This is a genomic window from Streptosporangium sp. NPDC049078, assembly GCF_040648855.1.
Lineage (GTDB): Bacteria > Actinomycetota > Actinomycetes > Streptosporangiales > Streptosporangiaceae > Streptosporangium.
On the sequence record NZ_JBEZEL010000002.1, the window covers coordinates 259,216 to 278,663 of the forward strand.

A 19,448-nucleotide genomic window follows, 5' to 3' on the forward strand; every position below is an offset into this window, starting at 1 on the left:
ACTTTCCACCGGCCCCTCACATCCCAGGAACGGTGAGCGCCGATGACACCCGGTGAGATCCAGTACGGCGACGCGCCCATCCCGCTCAACCCGGGCCGCGAGCGCGTCACCGTCCGCGTCGTCAACACCGCCGACCGGCCGATCCAGGTCGGCTCGCACTACCACTTCGCCGCCTGCAACCCCGGCCTGGAGTTCGACCGCGAGGCGGCCTGGGGCACCCGGCTCGACGTCCCCGCCGGCACGGCGGTGCGGTTCGAGCCCGGTGTGGAGCGCGACGTCACCCTCGTACCGATCGGCGGACTGCGGATCGTCCCCGGCCTCCGCCCCGAGTGGGCCGGACCTCTCGACGGGAGCCCCGGTGTTCATTGAACGATCGCGCTATGCCGCGCTCTACGGCCCCACCACCGGCGACCGGGTCAGGCTGGCCGACACCGACCTGCTCATCGAGGTCACCGAGGACCTGTCCATGGGCCCTTCGGGAGCGGGTGACGAGGCCGTCTTCGGCGGCGGCAAGGTCATCAGGGAGTCGATGGGCCAGGCCAGGACCACCAGGGCCGAGGGTTCACCCGACCTGGTGATCACCGGCGCGGTGATCCTCGACCACTGGGGCGTGGTGAAGGCCGACATCGGGATCGGCGACGGCCGCATCGTCGCGATCGGCAAGGCGGGAAACCCCGACACCATGGACGGCGTCCACCCCGACCTGGTCATCGGCCCCTCGACCGAGATCCTCGCGGGCAACGGGAAGATCCTGACCGCCGGGGCGATCGACTCCCACGTCCACCTGATCTGCCCGCAGATCCTCGACGAGGCCCTCGCCGCGGGGGTGACCACCATCGTGGGCGGCGGCACGGGGCCCGCCGAGGGCACCAAGGCCACCACCGTCACCGGCACCTGGTATCTCGCCCGGATGCTGGAGTCGCTCGACTCCTACCCGATCAACGTCGCGCTGCTCGGCAAGGGCAACACGGTCAGCCGCGAAGGGCTGCTCGAACAGCTCCGCGCCGGGGCCTCGGGGTTCAAGCTGCACGAGGACTGGGGCACCACCCCCGCCGCGATCGACGCCTGCCTCTCGGTCGCCGACGACACCGGCACCCAGGTCACGATCCACACCGACACCCTCAACGAGGCCGGGTTCGTGGAGTCGACGCTCGCGGCGATCGGCGACCGGATGATCCACGCGTACCACACCGAGGGGGCGGGCGGCGGTCACGCGCCGGACATCATCCGGGTCGCCTCCTACGGCAACATCCTGCCGTCCTCGACGAACCCGACCCGCCCGCACACCGTCAACACGCTCGACGAGCACCTCGACATGCTGATGGTCTGCCACCACCTCAACCCGTCCATCCCCGAGGACCTGGCCTTCGCCGAGTCCCGGATCCGGCCGTCCACGATGGCGGCCGAGGACATCCTGCACGACATGGGTGCGATCTCGATGATCGGCTCGGACTCCCAGGCGATGGGCCGGGTGGGCGAGACGATCATCCGCACCTGGCAGACCGCGCACGTGATGAAGCGCCGCCGGGGCGCGCTTCCCGGCGACGGCCCCGCGGACAACCTCCGCGCCCGGCGCTACGTCGCCAAGTACACGATCTGCCCGGCCGTGGCCCACGGCCTGGACGGCGAGGTCGGCTCGGTGGAGGTCGGCAAGCTGGCCGACCTCGTCCTGTGGGATCCGGCCTTCTTCGGCGTCAAACCGGACCTGGTGGTCAAGGGTGGTGTCATCGCGTACGCCCAGATGGGTGACGCCAACGCCTCCATCCCGACCCCGCAACCGGTCATGCCGCGCCCGATGTTCGGTGCCGCCCCGCTCACCGCCGCCGCCACGTCGGTCCACTTCGTCGCCCCCCTCGCGATCGAGGACGGCCTCGCCGACCGGCTCGCCGTACGCAGGCGCCTGCTGCCTGTCGCCGACGTGCGTCGCAGGGGCAAGGAGAGCATGCCGCTCAACGACGCGATGCCCAGGATCGACGTCCATCCCGACACCTTCGCCGTCAGCGTCGACGGCGAGGTGATCGAACCCGCCCCCGCCGAGACCCTGCCCATGACCCAGCGCTACTTCCTGTTCTGACCGGTTCCCGATCGACCGCCCCGCTGTCCCGTCCAAGCGAAGGTGAGGCCCCGTAGCGCATGAACGCCGCGTTGCTGCTCCTGGCCGACTCCCGGTTGCCCGCCGGGGGTCACGGTCACTCCGGAGGCGTCGAGGAGGCGGTCAGGATCGGTGCGATCCACGACCTTCCCGGCCTCGCCGCCTTTCTGCGGGGCCGCCTCGCCACCGCGGGTCTCGTGACGGCCGCCCTCGCCGCCGCGGCCTGCGAGCTCGGCACGGCCCACCTCTCCGCGAGCCTCTCGCCTCCGGCGGGCGGCCCTCCGGCGGAGGTTCCCACGCGGACGAACGGCCTCCCCCCGGCTGACGGCGCCGCTCTCGCGAACGGTCCGGCTCCCACGCCCGCGAACGGCTCGTCTCCGGATCCGGAGACGAGCCGTTCGCTCTGGGTACGGCTGGACGCGGAGGCAGACGCCAGGATCTCCTCGCCCGCCCAGCGGGAGGCGAGCCGCACGCAGGGCAGGCTGCTGCTGCGCACCTCGCGGAGAATCTGGCCCTCCCCGGTGCTCGACGCGCCGGCCGGGGCCGTCACCTCGGGGGTCCACCACCCTCTCGCGCTCGGCGCGGTGGCGGCGGTGGCGGGCTGCTCCCCCGCCGAGGCCGCCCTCGCGGCGGCCTACACCTCCGTCACCGGACCCGCCACGGCGGCGGTACGGCTGCTGGGACTCGACCCGGTGGCCGTCCACCGCCTGCTCGCCGAACTCGCCCCGGCCCTGGAAAGGGTCGCGGCCGCCGTCCCCACCGGGCCTGCGTCCCGATCCCGGGAGTCCTGGGGAGCCGGAAAACCCCGAAAGCCCGAGAAGTCACGGGAGTCCGGAGAAACCGGAAAGTCCCGAGGGCCCGGGATGTCATGGGAGTCGTGGGAATCATGGGAGTCACTGCCCGCGCACGCCGCCCCCGCGCTCGACCTGCTCGCCGAACAGCACATCCGCGCAGATCTGAGGCTCTTCGTCTCCTGACGACCATCTGGAAGGACGGTGACCCCCATGGGCGCCAACCACGACGACCACCACCACGCCGCCGACCCTCACGGACGAGCATTACGCCTGGGCATCGGAGGCCCGGTCGGCAGCGGCAAGACCGCGCTGACCGCGGCCCTGTGCCGGACGCTCGGCCCCTCGATGCGCCTGGGGGTGGTGACCAACGACATCTACACCACCGAGGACGCCGACTTCCTGCGCAGAGCGGGCGTGCTCCATCCCGAGCGGATCGTCGCCGTCCAGACCGGATGCTGCCCGCACACCGCCATCCGCGACGACATCGCGGCCAACCTCGACGCGGTGGAGAGCCTGGAGGAGCGGTTCGGCCCGCTCGATCTGGTGATCGTGGAGAGTGGCGGGGACAACCTCACCGCCACCTTCAGCAGGGGCCTGGCCGACCGGCAGATCTTCGTCCTGGACGTGTCGGGCGGCGACAAGGTCCCGCGCAAGGGCGGCCCCGGCGTGACGACGGCCGACCTGCTCGTGGTCAACAAGACCGACCTGGCGCCGATGGTCGGCGCGGACCTCACGGTGATGTCGCGCGACGCGGCGGCCGTACGGGAGGGCAGGCCCGTGCTGTTCACCTCGATCAGGGAGGACCCGAGCGCGCACGCGGTCTCGGAATGGGTCACCGGCCTGGTCTCGTCCTGGGCCCACGAACACTCCGGCGTCTGACCTCATGTCCGTCACCGACTCCGCTCCCGCACCCGCCGACAACGCCACCGCACCCGCACGGTCCCTACGACCCGAGCCCGGGCGGGCCGGGCGGCGGTCGATGAGGGCACGGGCGGAGATCGTCACCCGGCGGGACTCCGGCGGCCGGACCGTCCTGGCCACGATGCGTTCCGGACCGCCGCTCACGGTGCGGGCGACCGCGCCGGGCCGGGTGCACCTGGTGTCCACCGCCGCGGGTCCGCTGGGCGGCGACGACCTCGCCCTCGACATCGAGGTGGCACCGGGCACCGCGCTTGAGGTGCGGTCGGTGGCGAGCACGCTGGTGCTGCCCGGTTTCACGGGGGCCGAGTCGCTGATGACGATCACGGCCAGGGTCGGCGCGGGCGCCTCGCTGCGGTTCGCGCCGGAACCGACGGTGCTCGCGGCGGACTGCCTGCACCGGACGGCCGTCCGGCTGGACCTGGCCGAGGACGCGCGGGTGTTCTGGCGCGAGGAGATCGTCTTCGGCCGGTACGGCGAGCGGCCCGGGCGTTGCCACTCGCGCTTCGACGCCGTTCTCGGCGGGGTGCCGCTGCTGCGGCAGGAGTTCGTGGTCGGCGATCCGGAGATCGACGGCAGCTCCGCCGTCTACGGTGACGCCCGCTGCGTGGGCAGCACCCTGATCACCGGACGGGCGCCGGAGACGACGGTGGGGGACGGCTGGGCCGTCCTTCCGCTCGCCGGCCCGGCCACCCTGGTCTCCGCGCTGGGCCGGGACGCCGTCGAACTGCGGCGGCGGCTCGGGCACGGTGAGGAGGCGACCGCCCTTGAGGCGACGATGACGGATCCTCGCTCGTAGAGACCCGGCCGGCGGAGCCACCGGGCCGGTCTCTACGAGCGTGCGGGAAAAACCGGATCCGGCCGTCATCAGGTGGTGATATCCGGTCAACGTTCGAAGACGGGCCGGCACCCGTCGTGCTCTCGCCGGGTTCGAGGTGCCCCGGTGCCGCTCTCAGTCGTAGAAGCCCAGGCGGCGGAGCTGCTTGGGGTCGCGCTGCCAGTCCTTGGCGACGCTGATGCGCAGGTCGAGGTAGACGCGGGTGCCGAGAAGCGCCTCGATCTGCCCGCGGGCACGGCTGCCGACGTCCTTGAGCCGGGAGCCCTTGTGCCCGATCACGATGGCCTTCTGTGACGGACGCTCGACGAACATGTGCGCGTAGATGTCGAGCAGGTCGTCGCGGCCCTCCCTGGGCATCATCTCGTCGACGACGACCGCGATCGAGTGCGGCAACTCGTCGCGTACGCCCTCCAGGGCCGCCTCGCGGATCAGCTCGCCCACCAGCACCTGCTCGGGCTCGTCGGTGAGCCGGCCTCCCTCGTACAGCGGCGGGCTCGGTGGCAGGTGCCGGACCAGCACGTCGGCGAGCACGTCGAGTTGCTCGCCCGACTGCGCGGAGACCGGGACGATGTCGTCGAAGTCGGCGAGCTGGGAGATCGCGAGCAGCTGCGCGGCGATCTGCTCGCGGGTCGCCAGGTCGCACTTGGTCACCACGGCGACCACCGGGGTCTTCTTGATGCCCGCGAGCTTCTCCGCGATGAACCGGTCGCCCTTGCCGATGGGCTCGTTGGCGGGCACGCAGAAGCCGATCACGTCGACCTCGGTGAGGGTGGAGAGCACCAGGCTGTCCAGCCGCTCGCCCAGGAGCGTGCGGGGCCGGTGCAGCCCGGGAGTGTCGACGATGATGAGCTGGGAGTCGGGGCGGTGCACGATGCCACGGATGGCCCGGCGGGTCGTCTGGGGCTTGGAGGAGGTGATCGCCACCTTCGTGCCGACCAACGCGTTCATCAGCGTGGACTTGCCGACGTTGGGCCGGCCGACGAAGCAGGCGAAACCGGCATGGAAATCAGCAGCTGAGGAACTCACGTCCACCATTGTCCCCGATACCGGACTCAGCTCTGACGCGGTGTCCCGTCGGGGCCGGCCACGAGCACGGTCTCACCGCCCAGGTCGCGGACCGCCCGCGTGTCGGCATCCGAGGGGCCTTCACCCGCCGTGACCAGCGCGGCGGCCTCCAGTGACTCCGCTCCGCTGGAGACGGCCATCGCCACGGCGACCTGGAGCGCGGAGAGGGTCAGTGACGGCAGCGCCACGTTGGTCGCCGAGTAGGTCCTGCCCGTCTCGTCCCGCACGGCGGCCCCCTCCGCGGCGCCGTTGCGGGCACGGGCGGAACGGGCCAGCACGATGATCTTCTTGTCCTCGGGATCGAGGGTCGCGTCACTCACGGCACAAGGGTATTCAGCCATCGACCCTCACCGCGACCCGGCCTCGCCCCGGCGGGGTTCTCCCGGCGAACCCCGCCGGGGGGGGGGCGGGGGCCCCCGCCGCCCCCCCGCCCCCCAGATCGAGGGCGGGCCCCCGCGCCCGGGCGGGGTTCTCCCGGCGAACCCCGCCGGGGCGAGGCCGGGTCTCCCGGCGAACCGCGGGCCGCATCCTGCCGGCGCATCCGCCGGCACGGCGTGCCCTTTCACGTGCCGGCCTCGTCGACCAGCAGGCGGGCGAGCTGCCCGGTACGCGCGGCGTCGACCTCCCTCACCCCGGCGTGCACCAGCGAGATCAGGGTGTGACCGCTGAGCGCGAACACCAGGTGGATCTCGTACGGGTATCCGTCCAGCCTGCCGTTCAACCGCCTCGCCCGCACCCCGTCACCGACCCCGCTCAAATCCAGGTCCAGGTCGGAGACCCTGAAGGCGGTGCCGCGACCCGCCATGGACGTGCGCACGACAGGGCAGCCGCCCAGCGCCTCGGCGAGCTCGCCGAAGTGGAGTGCGGCGTCGTCGCCGTCGTAGGAGGCCAGGCCGAACCCGGCCAGCTCCCCGACCCCGTCGCCCTGGTAGGTCACGGCGGCCCGCGCTTCCAGCGCCCGCTTCGGCGGCCTGCCTCCGGCGGCGTCGAGGACGAGTCTGCAGTCCTCGTCGACGGCTTTGAAGGGGGCGCGCCAACCGGCGCGCGGGCGTGCCGTGAACCCGTCAGGCAGCCCTCGCGCCTCGCCGAGTACCGCCCGCAGCCGGTCCCGCTCCGCGGCGCGATCCGGCACCCCGCCCTTTTCCTGCTCGCCACACCCGACCAAAACACCCGATAAAAGTCCACACAACACTACAAAAACGACAAAACTCATCCCCCGTGTCATGACCATTCCCCCGATGTCATGTGCGAGGCATCCCTGTCCCCACCGACCCGCTTTCTTCCCCATCGGCAAAAGCGGCAATCATTCAATAAACGCCTAAGGGTGCCCTCAACCGCACTTCACGGTCGAGAACACCCTTGCGCGAGTCACGCAGAACAGCCTCGGAGCTCTGCGTGACCCTGTCTCCCCTGAGGTGGATCCCTCGCACCGCGAACCCCTCCGGGCACCGGGACCTTCCCCACCGGCTCCCGCGCGACCGGGTGCCGTGAGAGAAGAGTCGCGCGTCCCGGTTGCGAGAGGCTTGCGAATGGCTTGTAAACGGATAACCCACCCAAAACGCATGGGGCGCTTCCCCGGGCCGCCGCGGCGGCCCGGGACCCCTCACTGGTCGGCGGAGGCCGAGACCGAGTCGGGCTCGGCGGGAACGGCCCTGGTGACGAGGACCGTGCCGATCCGGTTGCGGCGCCCGGCGAGGCTCTCGGCCGTCAGGCTGAGACCCTCCACCACCGCGTGGGAACCGGCGATCGGCACCCGGCCCAGCGCGTGCGCCAGCAACCCTCCGACGGTCTCGACGTCGTCGACCTCAAGCTCGATGCCGAACAGGTCCTCCAGGTCGCTCACCGGGAGCCTCGCGGTCACCCGGACCGCGCCGCCCTCCAGCGGCTCCACCCTGGGCGCCTCCTGGTCGTACTCGTCGGCGATCTCACCGACGATCTCCTCCAGAATGTCCTCGATGGTGACCAGACCGGCCGTGCCGCCGTACTCGTCGATGACGATGGCCTGGTGGATCTGGCGGGCCTGCATCTCACGGAGAAGCTGGTCGATCGGCTTGCTCTCCGGCACGTAGGTGGCCGGACGCATGAGGGACTCCACCGGCTCGGCACGCCCCTCGTCACCGGTGTCCTGCACCCGGCGCGCGATGTCCTTGAGGTAGGCGATACCGATGACGTCGTCCTCGTTCTCACCGACCACGGGGATCCGCGAGAAACCGCTGCGCAGAGCGAGCGACAGAGCCTGGTTCAGCGTCTTGCCGCGCTCGATGAACACCATGTCGGTGCGGGGCACCATGACCTCGCGGGCCAGGGTGTCACCGAGCTCGAAGACCGAGTGGATCATCTCCCGCTCGTCGGGCTCGATCACCCTGCGCTCCTCGGCCAGGTCGACCAGGTCGCGCAGCTCGGCCTCCGAGGTGAAGGGCCCCTCGCGGAAGCCCTTGCCGGGCGTCACGGCGTTGCCGAGCAGGATGAGCAGCTTGGGCAGGGGGCCGAAGATCCGGGTCAGCCCGTAGACGAGGGGCGCGCTCGCGAGCGCGATCGGCTCCGCGTGCTGACGCCCCAGCGTGCGCGGGGAGACCCCGACGATCACGTAGCTGATGACGATCATGACGGCCGCGGCGGCGGCGTAGGCACCGCCCCGGTCGCCGAGCCAGTCGATGAAGAGCAGCGTGGCGATCACCGTGGCGACCAGCTCGCAGCTCAGCCGGAGCAGGAGCAGCAGGTTCAGGTAGCGCGGCGGGTCGGCGACGATGGCCTGCAGGCGCTCTGCGCCCCGGCGGCCTTCGCGGCAGAACTCCTCCGCGCGAACCCTTGAGATGCGGGTCAGGGCCGTCTCCGCGCTGGCGATCAACCCGCCGACCACGACGAGGACGACGGCCGCGAACAACCACCCGTTGGCGAGGTTCACCGCTGGGGGCGCACCTCCTGCCACGACTCCAGAAGCTCGCCCTGAAGGCCGAACATCTCCTTGTGCTCCTCGGGCTCGGCGTGGTCGTATCCGAGCAGGTGGAGGATGCCGTGCGTGCACAGCAGCTCCAGCTCGGCCTCGGTGCCGTGCCCGGCCTCGGCCCCCTGCTTGGCGGCCACCTGCGGGCAGAGCACCACGTCACCGAGGAGCGCCGGGTCGGTGGGCGCGTCGCCCTCCTGCCTCGCCCCCGCGCCGGGCCCGGGGCGCAACTCGTCCATCGGGAAGGCGAGCACGTCGGTGGGGCCGGGCTCGCCCATCCACTGCTCGTGCAGCACCGACATCGCCTCTTCGTCGACGACCAGGATCGACAGCTCGGCGAGCGGGTTGATGCCCATCCGCTCCAGCACGTGCCCCGCGAGCGAGACGATGAGCCCCTCGTCGATCTCGACACCGGACTCGTTGTTGACCTCGACGCTCATCGGGCGCTCCTCGCTCCCCGCTCGCCACGCGGCCGGCTCGTGCCCCGCGCCCCGATCGGTTCCCCGCGCCGGAGTCGCTCCACGCTCATCGCCTCTCGACCGGCCGTTCTCATGATCTCCCTCGGGGACGCTTGACCACGCCCTTGATCTGCTCCACCGCGCTGCTCTGGCGCTGCGTCTCGTCGTAGCGCCCGTACGCGTCCACGATGTCTCCCACCAGCTTATGCCGCACCACGTCAGCGCTGGTCAGGCGGCTGAAGTGAATGTCGGAGATGCCGTCCAGGATGTCCTGGACGACCCGGAGGCCGCTCTGTGTGCCGTTCGGCAGGTCGACCTGGGTGACGTCACCGGTGACAACGATCTTCGAGTTGAAGCCCAGTCGCGTCAGGAACATCTTCATCTGCTCCGGCGAGGTGTTTTGCGCCTCGTCCAGGATGATGTAGGCGTCGTTGAGCGTACGGCCGCGCATGTAGGCCAGGGGGGCGACCTCGATCGTGCCCGCGGCCATCAGCCTGGGGATCGAGTCGGGGTCGAGCATGTCGTGCAGCGCGTCGTAGAGCGGGCGCAGGTAGGGGTCGATCTTCTCGTAGAGCGTGCCCGGCAGGAAGCCCAGCCTCTCGCCCGCCTCGACGGCGGGGCGGGTGAGGATGATCCGGTTGACCTTCTTCTCCTGGAGGGCCTTCACGGCCTTCGCCATGGCGAGGTAGGTCTTGCCCGTGCCTGCCGGACCGATGCCGAAGACGATGGTGAACTTGTCGATCGCGTCGACGTAACGCTTCTGGTTCACGGTCTTCGGGCGGATGGTCCGGCCCCGCGAGGAGATGATGTCCAGGGAGAGCACCTCGGCGGGCCTGTCGGAGGTCATCCGCAGCATCGCGATGCTGCGCTCGACCGCGTCGGCCGTGAGCTGCGCGCCCCCGCGGACGAGTTCGGACATCTCCTCGAAGAGCCGCACCACGGTGCTGCTCTCCTCGGGGCTGCCGGTGACGGTGATCTCGTTGCCCCGGACGTGGATGTCGGCGCGGAAGGCGCCCTCGATGACGCGCAACAACTCGTCGCGCGAGCCCAGCAGGCTGACCATCGACTGATCGTCCGGAATAACCACCTTCGCCTGGGTCCGGCTGGCACCCCGGGACCTCGGCGGCGTTCTGCTGGAATCGTTTGTCTCGGACATGAGCGGGCCTTACGGCCTGTTCGCCTCCAGATATAGGCGCGGAACTTCAACGCCATGCTATCCGCGATCGTCAAGATCACGCCTACCGGTTTTCAGCCGGGCGGCCACTGCAGGCCCCGCCCGCCGATCACGTGTCCGTGCACGTGGAAGACGGTCTGGCCGGCACCGGGCCCGGTGTTGAACACCAGCCGGTAGCCCGACTCGGCGACCCCCTCCAGCAGGGCGACCTCGTGCGCGGCCTTGATCACCTCGTCGGCCAGGCCGTGGTCGGCCGCGGCGAGGGCCGCCGCGTCCCGGTAATGGTCCTTGGGGATCACCAGCACGTGGGTCGGCGCCTGGGGATTGACATCGCGGAAGGCCAGCGCGCGATCGGTCTCGTAGACGATCTCCGCGGGAATCTCCTTGGCCACGATCCTGCAGAACAGGCAGTCGGCTTCGCTCACCATGACAGGCACCATACCGCTGAGGACGTTGTGAATCGGTGATGGTTCCCGTCCGCAAACAAAGATCCGCCCGGATATGGTGGGTGTGCAAAACTTCAACCACGACAGCCCTTTGCGCACAGCAATATATGGCCGCCTGGCGAGGACACGACTGGGTCATGCCCCCTAATGAACCGGAAGAGCGTAAACCCTCTGGGAAGGCCAAGCGTCCCACTGATGTGACCACCGAGACCCTCGTGGCCGACAGGTCGCTCGGGGCGGTGCCCGTCGGATGGGACGCCGACATGGCCGTTACCGCGCTCTACAGCGCGCACTATCGGTCACTTGTCCGTCTCGCCGTCTTGCTCGTCCGCGATATGGCAACCGCGGAGGAGGTCGTGCAGGACGCGTTCGTCGCCATCCATGGCGCCTGGCGCCGACTGCGCGACACCGACAAGGCACTGGCCTACCTGCGACAGTCGGTCGTCAACCGATCACGTTCGGTGCTTCGGCATCGAGCGGTCGTCGAGAAGTACGCGCCCAAGGGCATGCCCGACGCGCCGAGCGCCGAGAACGGCGCGATCGGCGAGTTCGAGCGTTCCGCCGTCATCGAAGCGCTGCGCGGGTTGCCCGCACGCCAGCGGGAGGCCCTGGTCCTGCGTTACTACGGAGACCTGTCCGAGGCGCAGATCGCCCACGCGATGGGCATCAGCAAAGGCGCGGTCAAGAGCCACACGGCTCGTGGCATGGCCGCCCTACGAACCTCACTGGAGCAACTGTCATGACCGACTCCCCGGATGAGTACGGCGAGCTGCTTCGCCGCGCGCTCAGCGCGGAGGCGAACTCGGTCGTCCCCTCCCCGGACGGGCTGGAGATAATCCGCGGCCGCATCGAGCGGCGCGGACTCCGCGGGCTGATGTGGTGGCGTGCCGGAGCCTCCGTCGCCGGTGCGGTCCTCGTCGCGGCGACCGTCGTCATGGTGGTTCCCCAGTTCCGCGAACAGGTGATCCCTCAAGTGAGCACCGAAGGGGTCAAGTACGCCGAGTCGACTCCTCCCGTCGACGGGTCCGCCACCTCGCGCCCCCCTGCGGCCTCCTCGCAGCCACCGTCCGCCCACGCCCCGCTTCCGACTCTCGACAGGTCGGGCGGCCCCGGCGCCACCATGCTCCCGCCGACGCCCACACCGTCCAGGAGCGCGGCGTCCAGCACCCGGCCGTCCAGGACCGACTCGGCGCCGACGCCCCGGGCTGCGCCGACGCCGACGCCGACCTGCCCCACTCCCCCCGACAGCCCTGAGGTCGAGCCCAGCGGGATCATCAGCAAGTGCGAGGAGATCGAGGCGACCCCGACGCCGTCGCGATCGAGGCCACCGGCCCCCTCGGAGAGCCCGTGCTCGCCCGACGAGTGCGCCCCCTCGAGCGACGTGTCGCCCCCCATGCCGACGGAGGCGAACACCCTGGCTCCGGCCCCCATCCAGAACTAGCGCGGTAACCGGTCACGGCGAGCCGTGACCGGTTTTTGTCTCACGGCTGCCGAGAACCTCACGGCGCGGATCCCCCGGGCCCCGTGGTCGCCGTGCGATCGGTGGCGCGCCGGCAGGGGCGTCCTACCAGCGGCCACTGCGCGTCTGGAGCACCGCCGCCGCGACGACGCCGGCCGTCGAGGTGCGCAGCACCGTCGGCCCGAGCAGCGCGGGCACCGCCTTGGCCTCGCGGAACGCGGCGATCTCCTCCCCCGACACCCCGCCCTCGGGTCCGACCACCACGACGATGTCGCCGCCCGCGGGGAGAGGCAGGCCGGACAGCGGGGAGGTGGCCTCCTCGTGCAGTACGACGCCCAACGCCGCCGCCGACAACAGGCCGGCCACCTTCGCGGTGGACGCGAGCTCCGTCACCTCCGGCAGGTGAAAGCGGCGCGACTGCTTGCCCGCCTCGCGCGCCGTGGAGCGCCAGCGGGCCAGCGCCTTGGCCGCCCGCTCGCCCTTCCACTGGGTGACGCACCTCGCCGCGGCCCAGGGGACGATCACGTCGACCCCCGCCTCGGTCATCATCTCCACGGCCAGCTCGCCCCGGTCGCCCTTGGGCAGGCCCTGGACCACGACCAGGCGCGGCGACGGCACGGGCACGTCGTGGCGGCGCAGCACCTCGACCCGGAGCGAGTCCCTGCCCGCCTCGGTCACCACACACTCGGCGACGGAGCCCGCCCCGTCGGTCAGGTCGAGCCGCTCACCCGCCCGCAGCCGCCGTACGGCCGCCGCGTGGCGCCCTTCGGGACCGCCGAAGACGAACTCCGGCCTGGCCAGGTCGGCCGGGTCCGCCAGGAAGACCGGGACGGTCATGGGCCGTCCGGGCGGACCGCCCCGAGGTGCCCCCGGCAACGCGACCGGGACGACGCCTCGGGACGGACCCGACGCCCCGGCCGGGAACCCGCACCGGGCAGGGTGCGGGCCGGACCGTGACGACGCGACCGGAAGCGGGGCGGAGCGGCCGTTGAGACCTGGTCAGCGGCCATTGAAAGCGTCCCGCAGGCGGGAGAAGAAGCTCTGCTGACCGGGGGCGAACTTACCGGGCGGGCGCTCCTCGCCGCGGAGCCTGGCGAGCTCCTTCAGGAGCGCCTCCTGCTCAGCGTCGAGGCGGGCGGGGGTCTCCACGTTCACATGGATCAGCAGGTCGCCTCGGCCCGTCTCGTTCAGCCGTTGCACGCCCCGCCCGTAGAGGGGGATCGTCTGCCCGGACTGCGTGCCGGGACGGATGTCGAGCTCCTCGGCGCCGTCGAGCGTCTCCATGGTCAGGATGGTGCCGAGCGCGGCCGCGGTCATCGGGATCTGCACGGTGCAGTGCAGGTCGTCGCCGCGCCTCTCGAAGATCTCGTGGGGACGCTCGACGATCTCCAGGAACAGGTCTCCGGGCGGACCCCCGCCCGGGCCGATCTCGCCTTCGCCGGCGAGCTGGATGTGGGTGCCGTCCTCGACACCGGCCGGGATGCGGACCTTGATGGTCCGGCGGGTGCGGACCCGGCCGTCACCCGAGCACTCCTGGCAGGGGTTGCGGATGATCGATCCGAAGCCGCCGCACTGGGGGCAGGGGCGGGAGGTCATGACCTGGCCGAGGAAGGACCGGGTGACCTGGGAGACCTCTCCCCGGCCGTGACACATGTCACAGGTGTCGGGGTGGGTGCCGGCCGCGGCCCCTGAGCCCGTGCAGACCTCACAGACCACGGCGGTGTCGACGACCAGCTCGCGGGTGGTGCCGAAGCCCGACTCGCGCAGGTCGAGCTCGACCCTGATGGTCGCGTTGCGCCCGCGGCGGGCACGGGAGCGGGGGCCTCGGCCACCGCCTCCACCGGCCGCGCCGAAGAAGGCGTCCATGATGTCGCTGAACGGGAAGCCAGCGCCGAAGCCCCCGGCGCCCGCACCGCCGCCCGCGGCGAACGGGTCGGCACCCATGTCGTACATCTGCCGCTTGCCGGAGTCGGACAGGACCTCGTAGGCCTGTGTGATCTCCTTGAAGCGCTCCTGAGTCTCAGGATCGGGGTTGACGTCGGGATGCAACTCGCGTGCCAGGCGGCGGTACGCCTTCTTGATCTCTTCCGCACTGGCGTCACGGCGCACCCCGAGGGTGCCGTAGTAGTCGCTCTTAGCCACTTTTCGTTGACCTCTTATGATGCAGCCAGAATCTGGCTGACGTAGCGTGCCACCGCGCGCACCGCGCCCATCGTGACCGGGTAGTCCATTCGCGTCGGGCCCAGCACACCGAGCCGGGCGAGTTGCTTGTCCCCGGAACCGTATCCAGCGGCGACGATGGATGTGCCCTGGAGTCCGGTGTAGGGGTTCTCCGAGCCGATCCGCACGGTCAGCGCGGAAAGGTCCGAGGTCTCACCGAGCAGTCGCATGAGCACGACCTGCTCTTCCAGGGCCTCCAGCACGTCGCGGAGCCCGACGGTGAAGTCGGCTCCCGCGAGGTTGGCGGCCCCGGCAAAAACGATCTTCTCATCATGCCTGTCCACCAGGGACTCGAGCAGTACGGACAGGATAGTCGCCGCGAGCGGTCGATCCTCCGCGGGCAACCGCTCCGGCAGATCGGCGACCCGGTCGGGAACGCTGGTGAGCCCGCATCCGTCGAGGGAGGCGTTGAGCATCGCACGCAGGTGTGCCACGCGCTGCTCGTCGACGACGTCGGGCACCTCGATCACGCGCTGCTCGACCCTGCCGGTGTTGGTGATCAGCACGAACATCAGCCGGCGCTCGCTCAGCGGCACCAGCTCGACGTGCCTGACCGTCGAGTGGGTCAGCGTCGGATACTGCACCACGGCGACCTGCCGGGTGAGCTGGGCCAGCAGCCGCACCGTCCGCATGACGACGTCGTCGATGTCCACGGCGCCCGCGAGGAAACTCTCGATCGCCTTGCGTTCCGCGCTCGACAGGGGCTTCACCTGCGAGAGCCTGTCGACGAAGAGCCGGTAGCCCTTGTCGGTGGGCACCCGGCCGGCGCTGGTGTGGGGTTGGGCGATGTAGCCCTGCTCCTCCAGCATCGCCATGTCGTTGCGGATCGTCGCCGGGGACACCCCCAGGTTGTGCCGGTCCGCGAGAGCCTTCGACCCCACCGGTTCGTTGGTGGACACGTAGTCCTCGACGATGGCGCGGAGCACGGCGAGCTTGCGGTCGTCGACCAACGTGGTCACCTCCCTGCCTGCGTTCAGAGGGAAACACGAGGCTTGGCACTCTGTGTTCCCGAGTGCCAAGTGTACGGCCCCCGCACGGAAGGCGCGATAAGCGAAAGCGGTGGATGATGACGGCAAGCCTTTGTCAAGTCAACTGCTATCGCGATCCAAGCGGTACCCACCACAATTTGCACATGTCCAACGATTTCGGTTCTTATCCGGGCGACGCCTCCCGCGGCCCCGGTCACGGCGGCCCTCAGCAGCCGTATGGTCAGCAGTACGGCCAGCAGCAGCCCGGCCAGCAATACGGCCAGCAGCCGTACGGCCAGCAGCCCCCCTCGTACGGTTACGCCCCTCCCGGTTACGGCGCCCCGCAGGGACCGCCCCCCAGCGGAAAGATCAAGCCTGGCATCGGGTGGATCGTCGGGGTCTGGTTGCTCGCCCTGGTCAGCATCGTCGTCGGCATCGGCGGCTTCGCCGGTGGCATCCTCGGCGCGGTCACCGACGCGGCCCCGACGCGGACGTTCGCCCCCGGCGAGACCGCGACGGTCGCGCTCGACCCGGCGGACAAGCCGGCGATCTACGTCGCCACCGGCGGGCCCACCAAGTTCGAGTGCACGCTCACCGGCGGTACGAGCACGCCCCGCCTGCAGAAGCCGGACATCCAGCAGACCGTCGCGGGATCCGACGGCGTCACCTGGGAGATGGGCCTTCGGGTCGGCGTGGACCAGGCGGGCGACTACCAGGTCCAGTGCTCCGCCGACCCCGCCGACGGCACGACCTTCGGCGTGGGCAGGGAGCTGTCCGCCGACTCGCTGGTGGGCGGGGTGGCCGCCCTGTTCTTGATCCCCGGTATCGGGATCCTGCTCGCCATCGTCGTGACGATCGTCGTGCTGGTGAAGCGCAGCGGCGCCCGCAAGCGCCAGGCCGCCGCCGCGTCGTCGATGGGGCAGTGGGGACAGCCGGGACCCTACGGCAGGTGACGCCGGTGTTTGCTAGCGTCCCACCTGATCCCCGGCGAGAGAGGGTGGCGGTCGGTGATGTACGAGCGTGACGTTCTGGCGGGAGACTGGCGGCGCCCGCGCAGGGGGACGATCCCCCAGGTGCCCGCGGAGCTCGACCTGGTCGTCGAGGACGCCGACGGCGGCTTCTGTGGCGCCGTGGTGGCCTGCGACAAGGAGGCCGTCACCCTGGAGGACCGCTTCGGGCGCCGGCGGGTCTTCCCGCTGGAGCCGGCCGCCTTCCTTCTGGAGGGCAGGGTCGTGACACTCGTACGACCCGCCGCCGCGTCGCGTGGCCCGAGGCGGAGCGCGTCGGGTTCCATCGCGGTCGAGGGCCTGAGGGCCCAGGTCGCGAAGGAGAGCCGGATCTACGTGGAGGGCGTGCACGACGCCGCGCTCGTGGAGAAGGTCTGGGGGCACGACCTGCGGGTCGAGGGCGTGGTCGTGGAGTATCTGGAGGGGGTCGACCACCTGCCCTCGATCGTCGAGGAGTTCGGCCCGGGGCCGGGGCGGCGGCTGGGTGTGCTCGTCGACCACCTCGTCCCCGGTTCCAAGGAGAGCCGGATCGCCGCGCGGATCTCCTCACCGCACGTACTGATCGTCGGGCACCCTTTCGTGGACGTCTGGCAGGCGGTCAGACCGCACGCGCTCAGGATCCCCTCCTGGCCGTCGGTGCCCCGCGGGGTGCCCTGGAAGGAGGGTGTCATCGCCGCGCTGGGCTGGAATGTGGAGCCTGCCGCCGCATGGCGCCGCATTCTCGGATCGGTCACGACATATGCCGATCTGGAGCCAGAGCTCCTCGGCCCCGTCGAGGAGCTGATCGACTTCGTGACGGTTCCGGACGAGGACGGATAGGCCGTCAACCCATCAGGAGGGGACATGAGCGAGAACCCCGAAGGCCCATCGGCCGACGACCCGACGCGGCGGGTCGGCAACCCTCCGCCGGACCACTCCTGGCCGGGGCAGAGCACCCCACCCCCGGACCAGGGATACGGGCCCGGCGGCCAGGGTCACCCCCCACCGGGCCAGGAATACGGATCCCACGGGCAACCGGACCAGCGGTACGGGGGCTACCCGCCCTACACCTCCCCGTACGCCTCCGACGGCTACCCGGGTGGTTACCAGCACGGATACCCCGAATACGGGGCGTACGGCCCCCCGCCGAGATACGGCCACCAGGCGCCCCCTGGAACGTACGGCCCGCGACCGGGCAGCGACGACACCACCATGGCGATGCTCGCCCACCTGCTGGGCCTGCTCACCTCCTTCGTCGGGCCGCTGGTGCTCTATCTGGCGAAGAAGGACGAGTCGCCCTACGCGCGCGACCAGGCCGCCGAGGCGCTCAACTTCCAGCTCACGGTGCTGATCGCCTACGCCGTCTGCTGGGTCCTGGCGTTCGTGTTCATCGGTTTCCTGCTGATGTTCTTCCTCTGGGTCGGATCGATCGTCATGGCGATCGTCGCCGCGCTGGCGGCCAACCGGGGAGAGACCTACCGCTATCCGATAAACATCCGCTTCGTCGACTGACCCGCCCGGCGGACCGGCCGGTGCCCCGGAGCTCTCAGGTGAGATCCCGGACCAGGGCGTCCGCCAGGAGACGACCGCGCAGGGTGAGCACCGCACGGCCCGCCTTGAACGGCTCCACCTCCAGCAGGCCGTCGGCGAGCGCGCGGGCGACCACGGGCGGGCGTTCCAGCTCGCCGAGCGGGAAACCCCGGGCGAGCCGCAGTTCCAGCATCAGCCGCTCCACCGCCCGGTCCTGAGGGTCCAGCACCTCGCGCGCGTGCGCGGGCGAGGTGCCCTCGGCCAGACGCCGGGCGTAGGCGGCGGGGTGCTTCACGTTCCACCAGCGAGTGCCGCCGACGTGGCTGTGCGCCCCGGGACCGACGCCCCACCAGTCGCCGCCGGTCCAGTAGAGCAGATTGTGCCGGCAGCGCCCGGCCTCCGAGGTCGCCCAGTTGGACACCTCGTACCACTCGAACCCCGCCTCGGCCAGCATGGCGTCGGCGATCAGGTAACGATCGGCGGCCACGTCGTCGTCGGGCATCGGGAGCTCGCCGCGCCTGATCCTGGCGGCCAGCTTCGTTCCGTCCTCGACGATCAGCGAGTACGCGGAGACGTGGTCCGGCCCCGCCTCGATCGCCGCGGCCAGCGACGCGCGCCAGTCGTCGTCGCTCTCCCCCGGCGTGCTGTAGATCAGGTCGAGGTTGACGTGGTCGAACCCCGCCTCCCTCGCCTCCCGTACCGCCCGCGCGGGGCGGCCGGGGGTGTGGCGGCGGTCCAGCACCTGGAGCACGTGCTCGCGGGCGCTCTGCATCCCGAAGCTCATCCGGTTGAACCCGCCCGCGCGCAGCTCCGCCAGGTAGGCGGGATCCACCGACTCGGGGTTGGCCTCGGTGCTCACCTCGGCGCCGGGGGCGAGCCCGAACTCCTCCTCGATCGCCTTCAGGATCCGTACCAGATCCCCGGCGGGGAGCAGGGTGGGGGTTCCTCCGCCGAAGAACACGGTCTCGACCGGGAGACGCGCGGCGCCGAGGTTGGCCCGCGCCCGCCGCACCTCCTCGACGGCGGTGTCCGCGTAGTCCTTCTGCGAGGCGCCGGGGCCGAGCTCGGACGCCGTGTAGGTGTTGAAGTCGCAGTAACCGCACCGGGTCACGCAGAAGGGGACGTGGACGTAGAAGCCGAAGGGCCGCTCGCCGAGTCCGGCGAGCGCGCTCTCCGGGAGCTCGCCGGAGGCGGGTACGGGATCCCCGTCGGGAAGTGTGGATGGCACGCCCCAAGTCTGCCGCTTTCCCCGCGATGCCCGGTACGCCGAAGATCCGATGCTCAGGGACACCGACCGGCTCGAAGCCAGGGCCGTCGGCTTCGAGCCTCGGCTCTCGCCTATCGACCGGAGTCGCCGCCGTCGGCGAGGACCGTGGCCGGCGGAGGCGGGGGCCAGACCTTGCGGTCCTGGCGAGGCGACCGGGCACGGCCCCTCGGGGCCGGGTCGTCCGGCGCGGGCGGCCGGGGGCGCTCGTCCGGTGGAAGATGCTGCTGCCAGTCGGCGGGATCCTGCCGCCACTCTTCGGGCGGGATCCTGCTCCCGCCCGGAGGGACGC

General features: G+C 71.0%; 21 protein-coding genes. 10 read left to right on the forward strand and 11 right to left on the reverse strand.

What is annotated here, in order from left to right; all coding sequences use genetic code 11:
• Positions 1 to 42: 42 nt before the first annotated feature.
• The 5 genes from AB0B90_RS04135 to AB0B90_RS04155 are packed head-to-tail and all read left to right on the forward strand — an operon-like array spanning position 43 to position 4,603.
• A complete protein-coding gene (locus AB0B90_RS04135) occupies positions 43 to 369 on the forward strand; it encodes an urease subunit beta (protein ID WP_350944545.1) in 327 nt (108 codons plus the stop codon).
• Positions 359 to 2,074 (forward strand): urease subunit alpha, encoded by a 1,716-nt coding sequence (locus tag AB0B90_RS04140; RefSeq protein ID WP_350944546.1) that lies wholly within the window; start codon positions 359 to 361, stop codon positions 2,072 to 2,074. The genes AB0B90_RS04135 and AB0B90_RS04140 overlap by 11 nt, the downstream gene beginning before the upstream one ends.
• Positions 2,075 to 2,133: 59 nt before the next feature.
• Positions 2,134 to 3,069 carry an urease accessory UreF family protein gene (locus AB0B90_RS04145; RefSeq protein ID WP_350944548.1) on the forward strand — a complete coding sequence of 312 codons (936 nt, stop codon included), beginning with the start codon at positions 2,134 to 2,136 and terminating at the stop codon, positions 3,067 to 3,069.
• Between the two features lie 27 nt (positions 3,070 to 3,096).
• The gene (ureG, locus tag AB0B90_RS04150; protein WP_350944549.1) at positions 3,097 to 3,765 is read left to right on the forward strand and encodes an urease accessory protein UreG; all 669 of its coding nucleotides are present in this window, start codon (positions 3,097 to 3,099) and stop codon (positions 3,763 to 3,765) included.
• 4 nt (positions 3,766 to 3,769) lie between these two features.
• Positions 3,770 to 4,603 carry an urease accessory protein UreD gene (locus AB0B90_RS04155; RefSeq protein WP_362920750.1) on the forward strand — a complete coding sequence of 278 codons (834 nt, stop codon included), beginning with the start codon at positions 3,770 to 3,772 and terminating at the stop codon, positions 4,601 to 4,603.
• 153 nt (positions 4,604 to 4,756) lie between these two features.
• Here AB0B90_RS04155 and era read toward each other — a convergent pair whose 3' ends face one another.
• From era to AB0B90_RS04190, 7 genes are all read right to left on the reverse strand, one after another.
• A complete protein-coding gene (gene era / locus AB0B90_RS04160; protein WP_350944552.1) occupies positions 4,757 to 5,677 on the reverse strand; it encodes a GTPase Era in 921 nt (306 codons plus the stop codon).
• Between the two features lie 17 nt (positions 5,678 to 5,694).
• Positions 5,695 to 6,048, reverse strand: a complete 354-nt coding sequence (locus AB0B90_RS04165) for a cytidine deaminase (RefSeq protein WP_350944553.1) — start codon at positions 6,046 to 6,048, stop codon at positions 5,695 to 5,697.
• Between the two features lie 221 nt (positions 6,049 to 6,269).
• Positions 6,270 to 6,839, reverse strand: coding sequence for a hypothetical protein (locus tag AB0B90_RS04170; protein WP_362920752.1), 570 nt, complete (start codon positions 6,837 to 6,839; stop codon positions 6,270 to 6,272).
• Between the two features lie 471 nt (positions 6,840 to 7,310).
• Positions 7,311 to 8,612 carry a hemolysin family protein gene (locus tag AB0B90_RS04175; RefSeq protein ID WP_350944557.1) on the reverse strand — a complete coding sequence of 434 codons (1,302 nt, stop codon included), beginning with the start codon at positions 8,610 to 8,612 and terminating at the stop codon, positions 7,311 to 7,313.
• Complete coding sequence (gene ybeY / locus AB0B90_RS04180; RefSeq protein WP_350944559.1) at positions 8,609 to 9,091, reverse strand: rRNA maturation RNase YbeY; 483 nt, start codon at positions 9,089 to 9,091, stop codon at positions 8,609 to 8,611. The genes AB0B90_RS04175 and ybeY overlap by 4 nt, the downstream gene beginning before the upstream one ends.
• A gap of 109 nt (positions 9,092 to 9,200) precedes the next feature.
• Positions 9,201 to 10,265, reverse strand: coding sequence for a PhoH family protein (locus AB0B90_RS04185; protein WP_350944561.1), 1,065 nt, complete (start codon positions 10,263 to 10,265; stop codon positions 9,201 to 9,203).
• A gap of 92 nt (positions 10,266 to 10,357) precedes the next feature.
• Positions 10,358 to 10,708 (reverse strand): histidine triad nucleotide-binding protein, encoded by a 351-nt coding sequence (locus AB0B90_RS04190; protein WP_350944844.1) that lies wholly within the window; start codon positions 10,706 to 10,708, stop codon positions 10,358 to 10,360.
• Positions 10,709 to 10,992: 284 nt separating this feature from the next.
• Between AB0B90_RS04190 and AB0B90_RS04195 the strand changes: the two genes are divergently transcribed.
• Entirely contained in the window at positions 10,993 to 11,472 is a 480-nt protein-coding gene (locus AB0B90_RS04195) for a SigE family RNA polymerase sigma factor (RefSeq protein WP_043655278.1), read from the forward strand.
• Positions 11,469 to 12,170, forward strand: a complete 702-nt coding sequence (locus AB0B90_RS04200) for a hypothetical protein (protein WP_350944562.1) — start codon at positions 11,469 to 11,471, stop codon at positions 12,168 to 12,170. Before AB0B90_RS04195 ends, AB0B90_RS04200 begins: the two co-directional genes overlap by 4 nt.
• 123 nt (positions 12,171 to 12,293) lie before the next feature.
• Here the strand turns inward: AB0B90_RS04200 and AB0B90_RS04205 are convergent, their stop codons facing one another.
• The 3 genes from AB0B90_RS04205 to hrcA all read right to left on the reverse strand — a co-directional run bounded on the left by AB0B90_RS04205 (position 12,294) and on the right by hrcA (position 15,358).
• The gene (locus AB0B90_RS04205) at positions 12,294 to 13,025 is read right to left on the reverse strand and encodes a 16S rRNA (uracil(1498)-N(3))-methyltransferase (RefSeq protein ID WP_350944564.1); all 732 of its coding nucleotides are present in this window, start codon (positions 13,023 to 13,025) and stop codon (positions 12,294 to 12,296) included.
• A 162-nt stretch (positions 13,026 to 13,187) separates the two neighbouring features.
• Positions 13,188 to 14,330 carry a molecular chaperone DnaJ gene (dnaJ, locus tag AB0B90_RS04210; RefSeq protein ID WP_350944566.1) on the reverse strand — a complete coding sequence of 381 codons (1,143 nt, stop codon included), beginning with the start codon at positions 14,328 to 14,330 and terminating at the stop codon, positions 13,188 to 13,190.
• A 14-nt stretch (positions 14,331 to 14,344) separates the two neighbouring features.
• Positions 14,345 to 15,358 (reverse strand): heat-inducible transcriptional repressor HrcA, encoded by a 1,014-nt coding sequence (hrcA, locus tag AB0B90_RS04215; protein ID WP_350944845.1) that lies wholly within the window; start codon positions 15,356 to 15,358, stop codon positions 14,345 to 14,347.
• Between the two features lie 182 nt (positions 15,359 to 15,540).
• Here hrcA and AB0B90_RS04220 point away from each other — a divergent pair, with 182 nt between their 5' ends.
• Genes AB0B90_RS04220 through AB0B90_RS04230 form a run of 3 tightly spaced genes read left to right on the forward strand, consistent with a single transcriptional unit; the run spans position 15,541 to position 17,874 of the window.
• Positions 15,541 to 16,329 (forward strand): hypothetical protein, encoded by a 789-nt coding sequence (locus AB0B90_RS04220; RefSeq protein WP_350944567.1) that lies wholly within the window; start codon positions 15,541 to 15,543, stop codon positions 16,327 to 16,329.
• A 57-nt stretch (positions 16,330 to 16,386) separates the two neighbouring features.
• Positions 16,387 to 17,202, forward strand: a complete 816-nt coding sequence (locus tag AB0B90_RS04225) for a DUF3097 domain-containing protein (RefSeq protein ID WP_350944569.1) — start codon at positions 16,387 to 16,389, stop codon at positions 17,200 to 17,202.
• A gap of 24 nt (positions 17,203 to 17,226) precedes the next feature.
• A complete protein-coding gene (locus AB0B90_RS04230; protein WP_350944571.1) occupies positions 17,227 to 17,874 on the forward strand; it encodes a DUF4870 domain-containing protein in 648 nt (215 codons plus the stop codon).
• Between the two features lie 34 nt (positions 17,875 to 17,908).
• Here the strand turns inward: AB0B90_RS04230 and hemW are convergent, their stop codons facing one another.
• Positions 17,909 to 19,120 carry a radical SAM family heme chaperone HemW gene (gene hemW, locus AB0B90_RS04235; RefSeq protein WP_362920755.1) on the reverse strand — a complete coding sequence of 404 codons (1,212 nt, stop codon included), beginning with the start codon at positions 19,118 to 19,120 and terminating at the stop codon, positions 17,909 to 17,911.
• Positions 19,121 to 19,448 lie beyond the last annotated feature (328 nt).

Bases quoted from the DNA above. Each gene is read 5' to 3' on its own strand.
- AB0B90_RS04220 (WP_350944567.1), top strand. From the start codon at position 15,541: ATGTCCAACGATTTCGGTTCTTATCCGGGCGACGCCTCCCGCGGCCCC.
- AB0B90_RS04135 (WP_350944545.1), top strand. From the start codon at position 43: ATGACACCCGGTGAGATCCAGTACGGCGACGCGCCCATCCCGCTCAAC.
- AB0B90_RS04185 (WP_350944561.1), bottom strand. From the start codon at position 10,265: ATGTCCGAGACAAACGATTCCAGCAGAACGCCGCCGAGGTCCCGGGGT.
- AB0B90_RS04225 (WP_350944569.1), top strand. From the start codon at position 16,387: ATGTACGAGCGTGACGTTCTGGCGGGAGACTGGCGGCGCCCGCGCAGG.
- era (WP_350944552.1), bottom strand. From the start codon at position 5,677: ATGGTGGACGTGAGTTCCTCAGCTGCTGATTTCCATGCCGGTTTCGCC.
- AB0B90_RS04205 (WP_350944564.1), bottom strand. From the start codon at position 13,025: ATGACCGTCCCGGTCTTCCTGGCGGACCCGGCCGACCTGGCCAGGCCG.
- ureG (WP_350944549.1), top strand. From the start codon at position 3,097: ATGGGCGCCAACCACGACGACCACCACCACGCCGCCGACCCTCACGGA.
- AB0B90_RS04145 (WP_350944548.1), top strand. From the start codon at position 2,134: ATGAACGCCGCGTTGCTGCTCCTGGCCGACTCCCGGTTGCCCGCCGGG.
- AB0B90_RS04165 (WP_350944553.1), bottom strand. From the start codon at position 6,048: ATGGCTGAATACCCTTGTGCCGTGAGTGACGCGACCCTCGATCCCGAG.
- ybeY (WP_350944559.1), bottom strand. From the start codon at position 9,091: ATGAGCGTCGAGGTCAACAACGAGTCCGGTGTCGAGATCGACGAGGGG.
- AB0B90_RS04155 (WP_362920750.1), top strand. From the start codon at position 3,770: ATGTCCGTCACCGACTCCGCTCCCGCACCCGCCGACAACGCCACCGCA.
- AB0B90_RS04230 (WP_350944571.1), top strand. From the start codon at position 17,227: ATGAGCGAGAACCCCGAAGGCCCATCGGCCGACGACCCGACGCGGCGG.
- AB0B90_RS04195 (WP_043655278.1), top strand. From the start codon at position 10,993: ATGGCCGTTACCGCGCTCTACAGCGCGCACTATCGGTCACTTGTCCGT.
- AB0B90_RS04200 (WP_350944562.1), top strand. From the start codon at position 11,469: ATGACCGACTCCCCGGATGAGTACGGCGAGCTGCTTCGCCGCGCGCTC.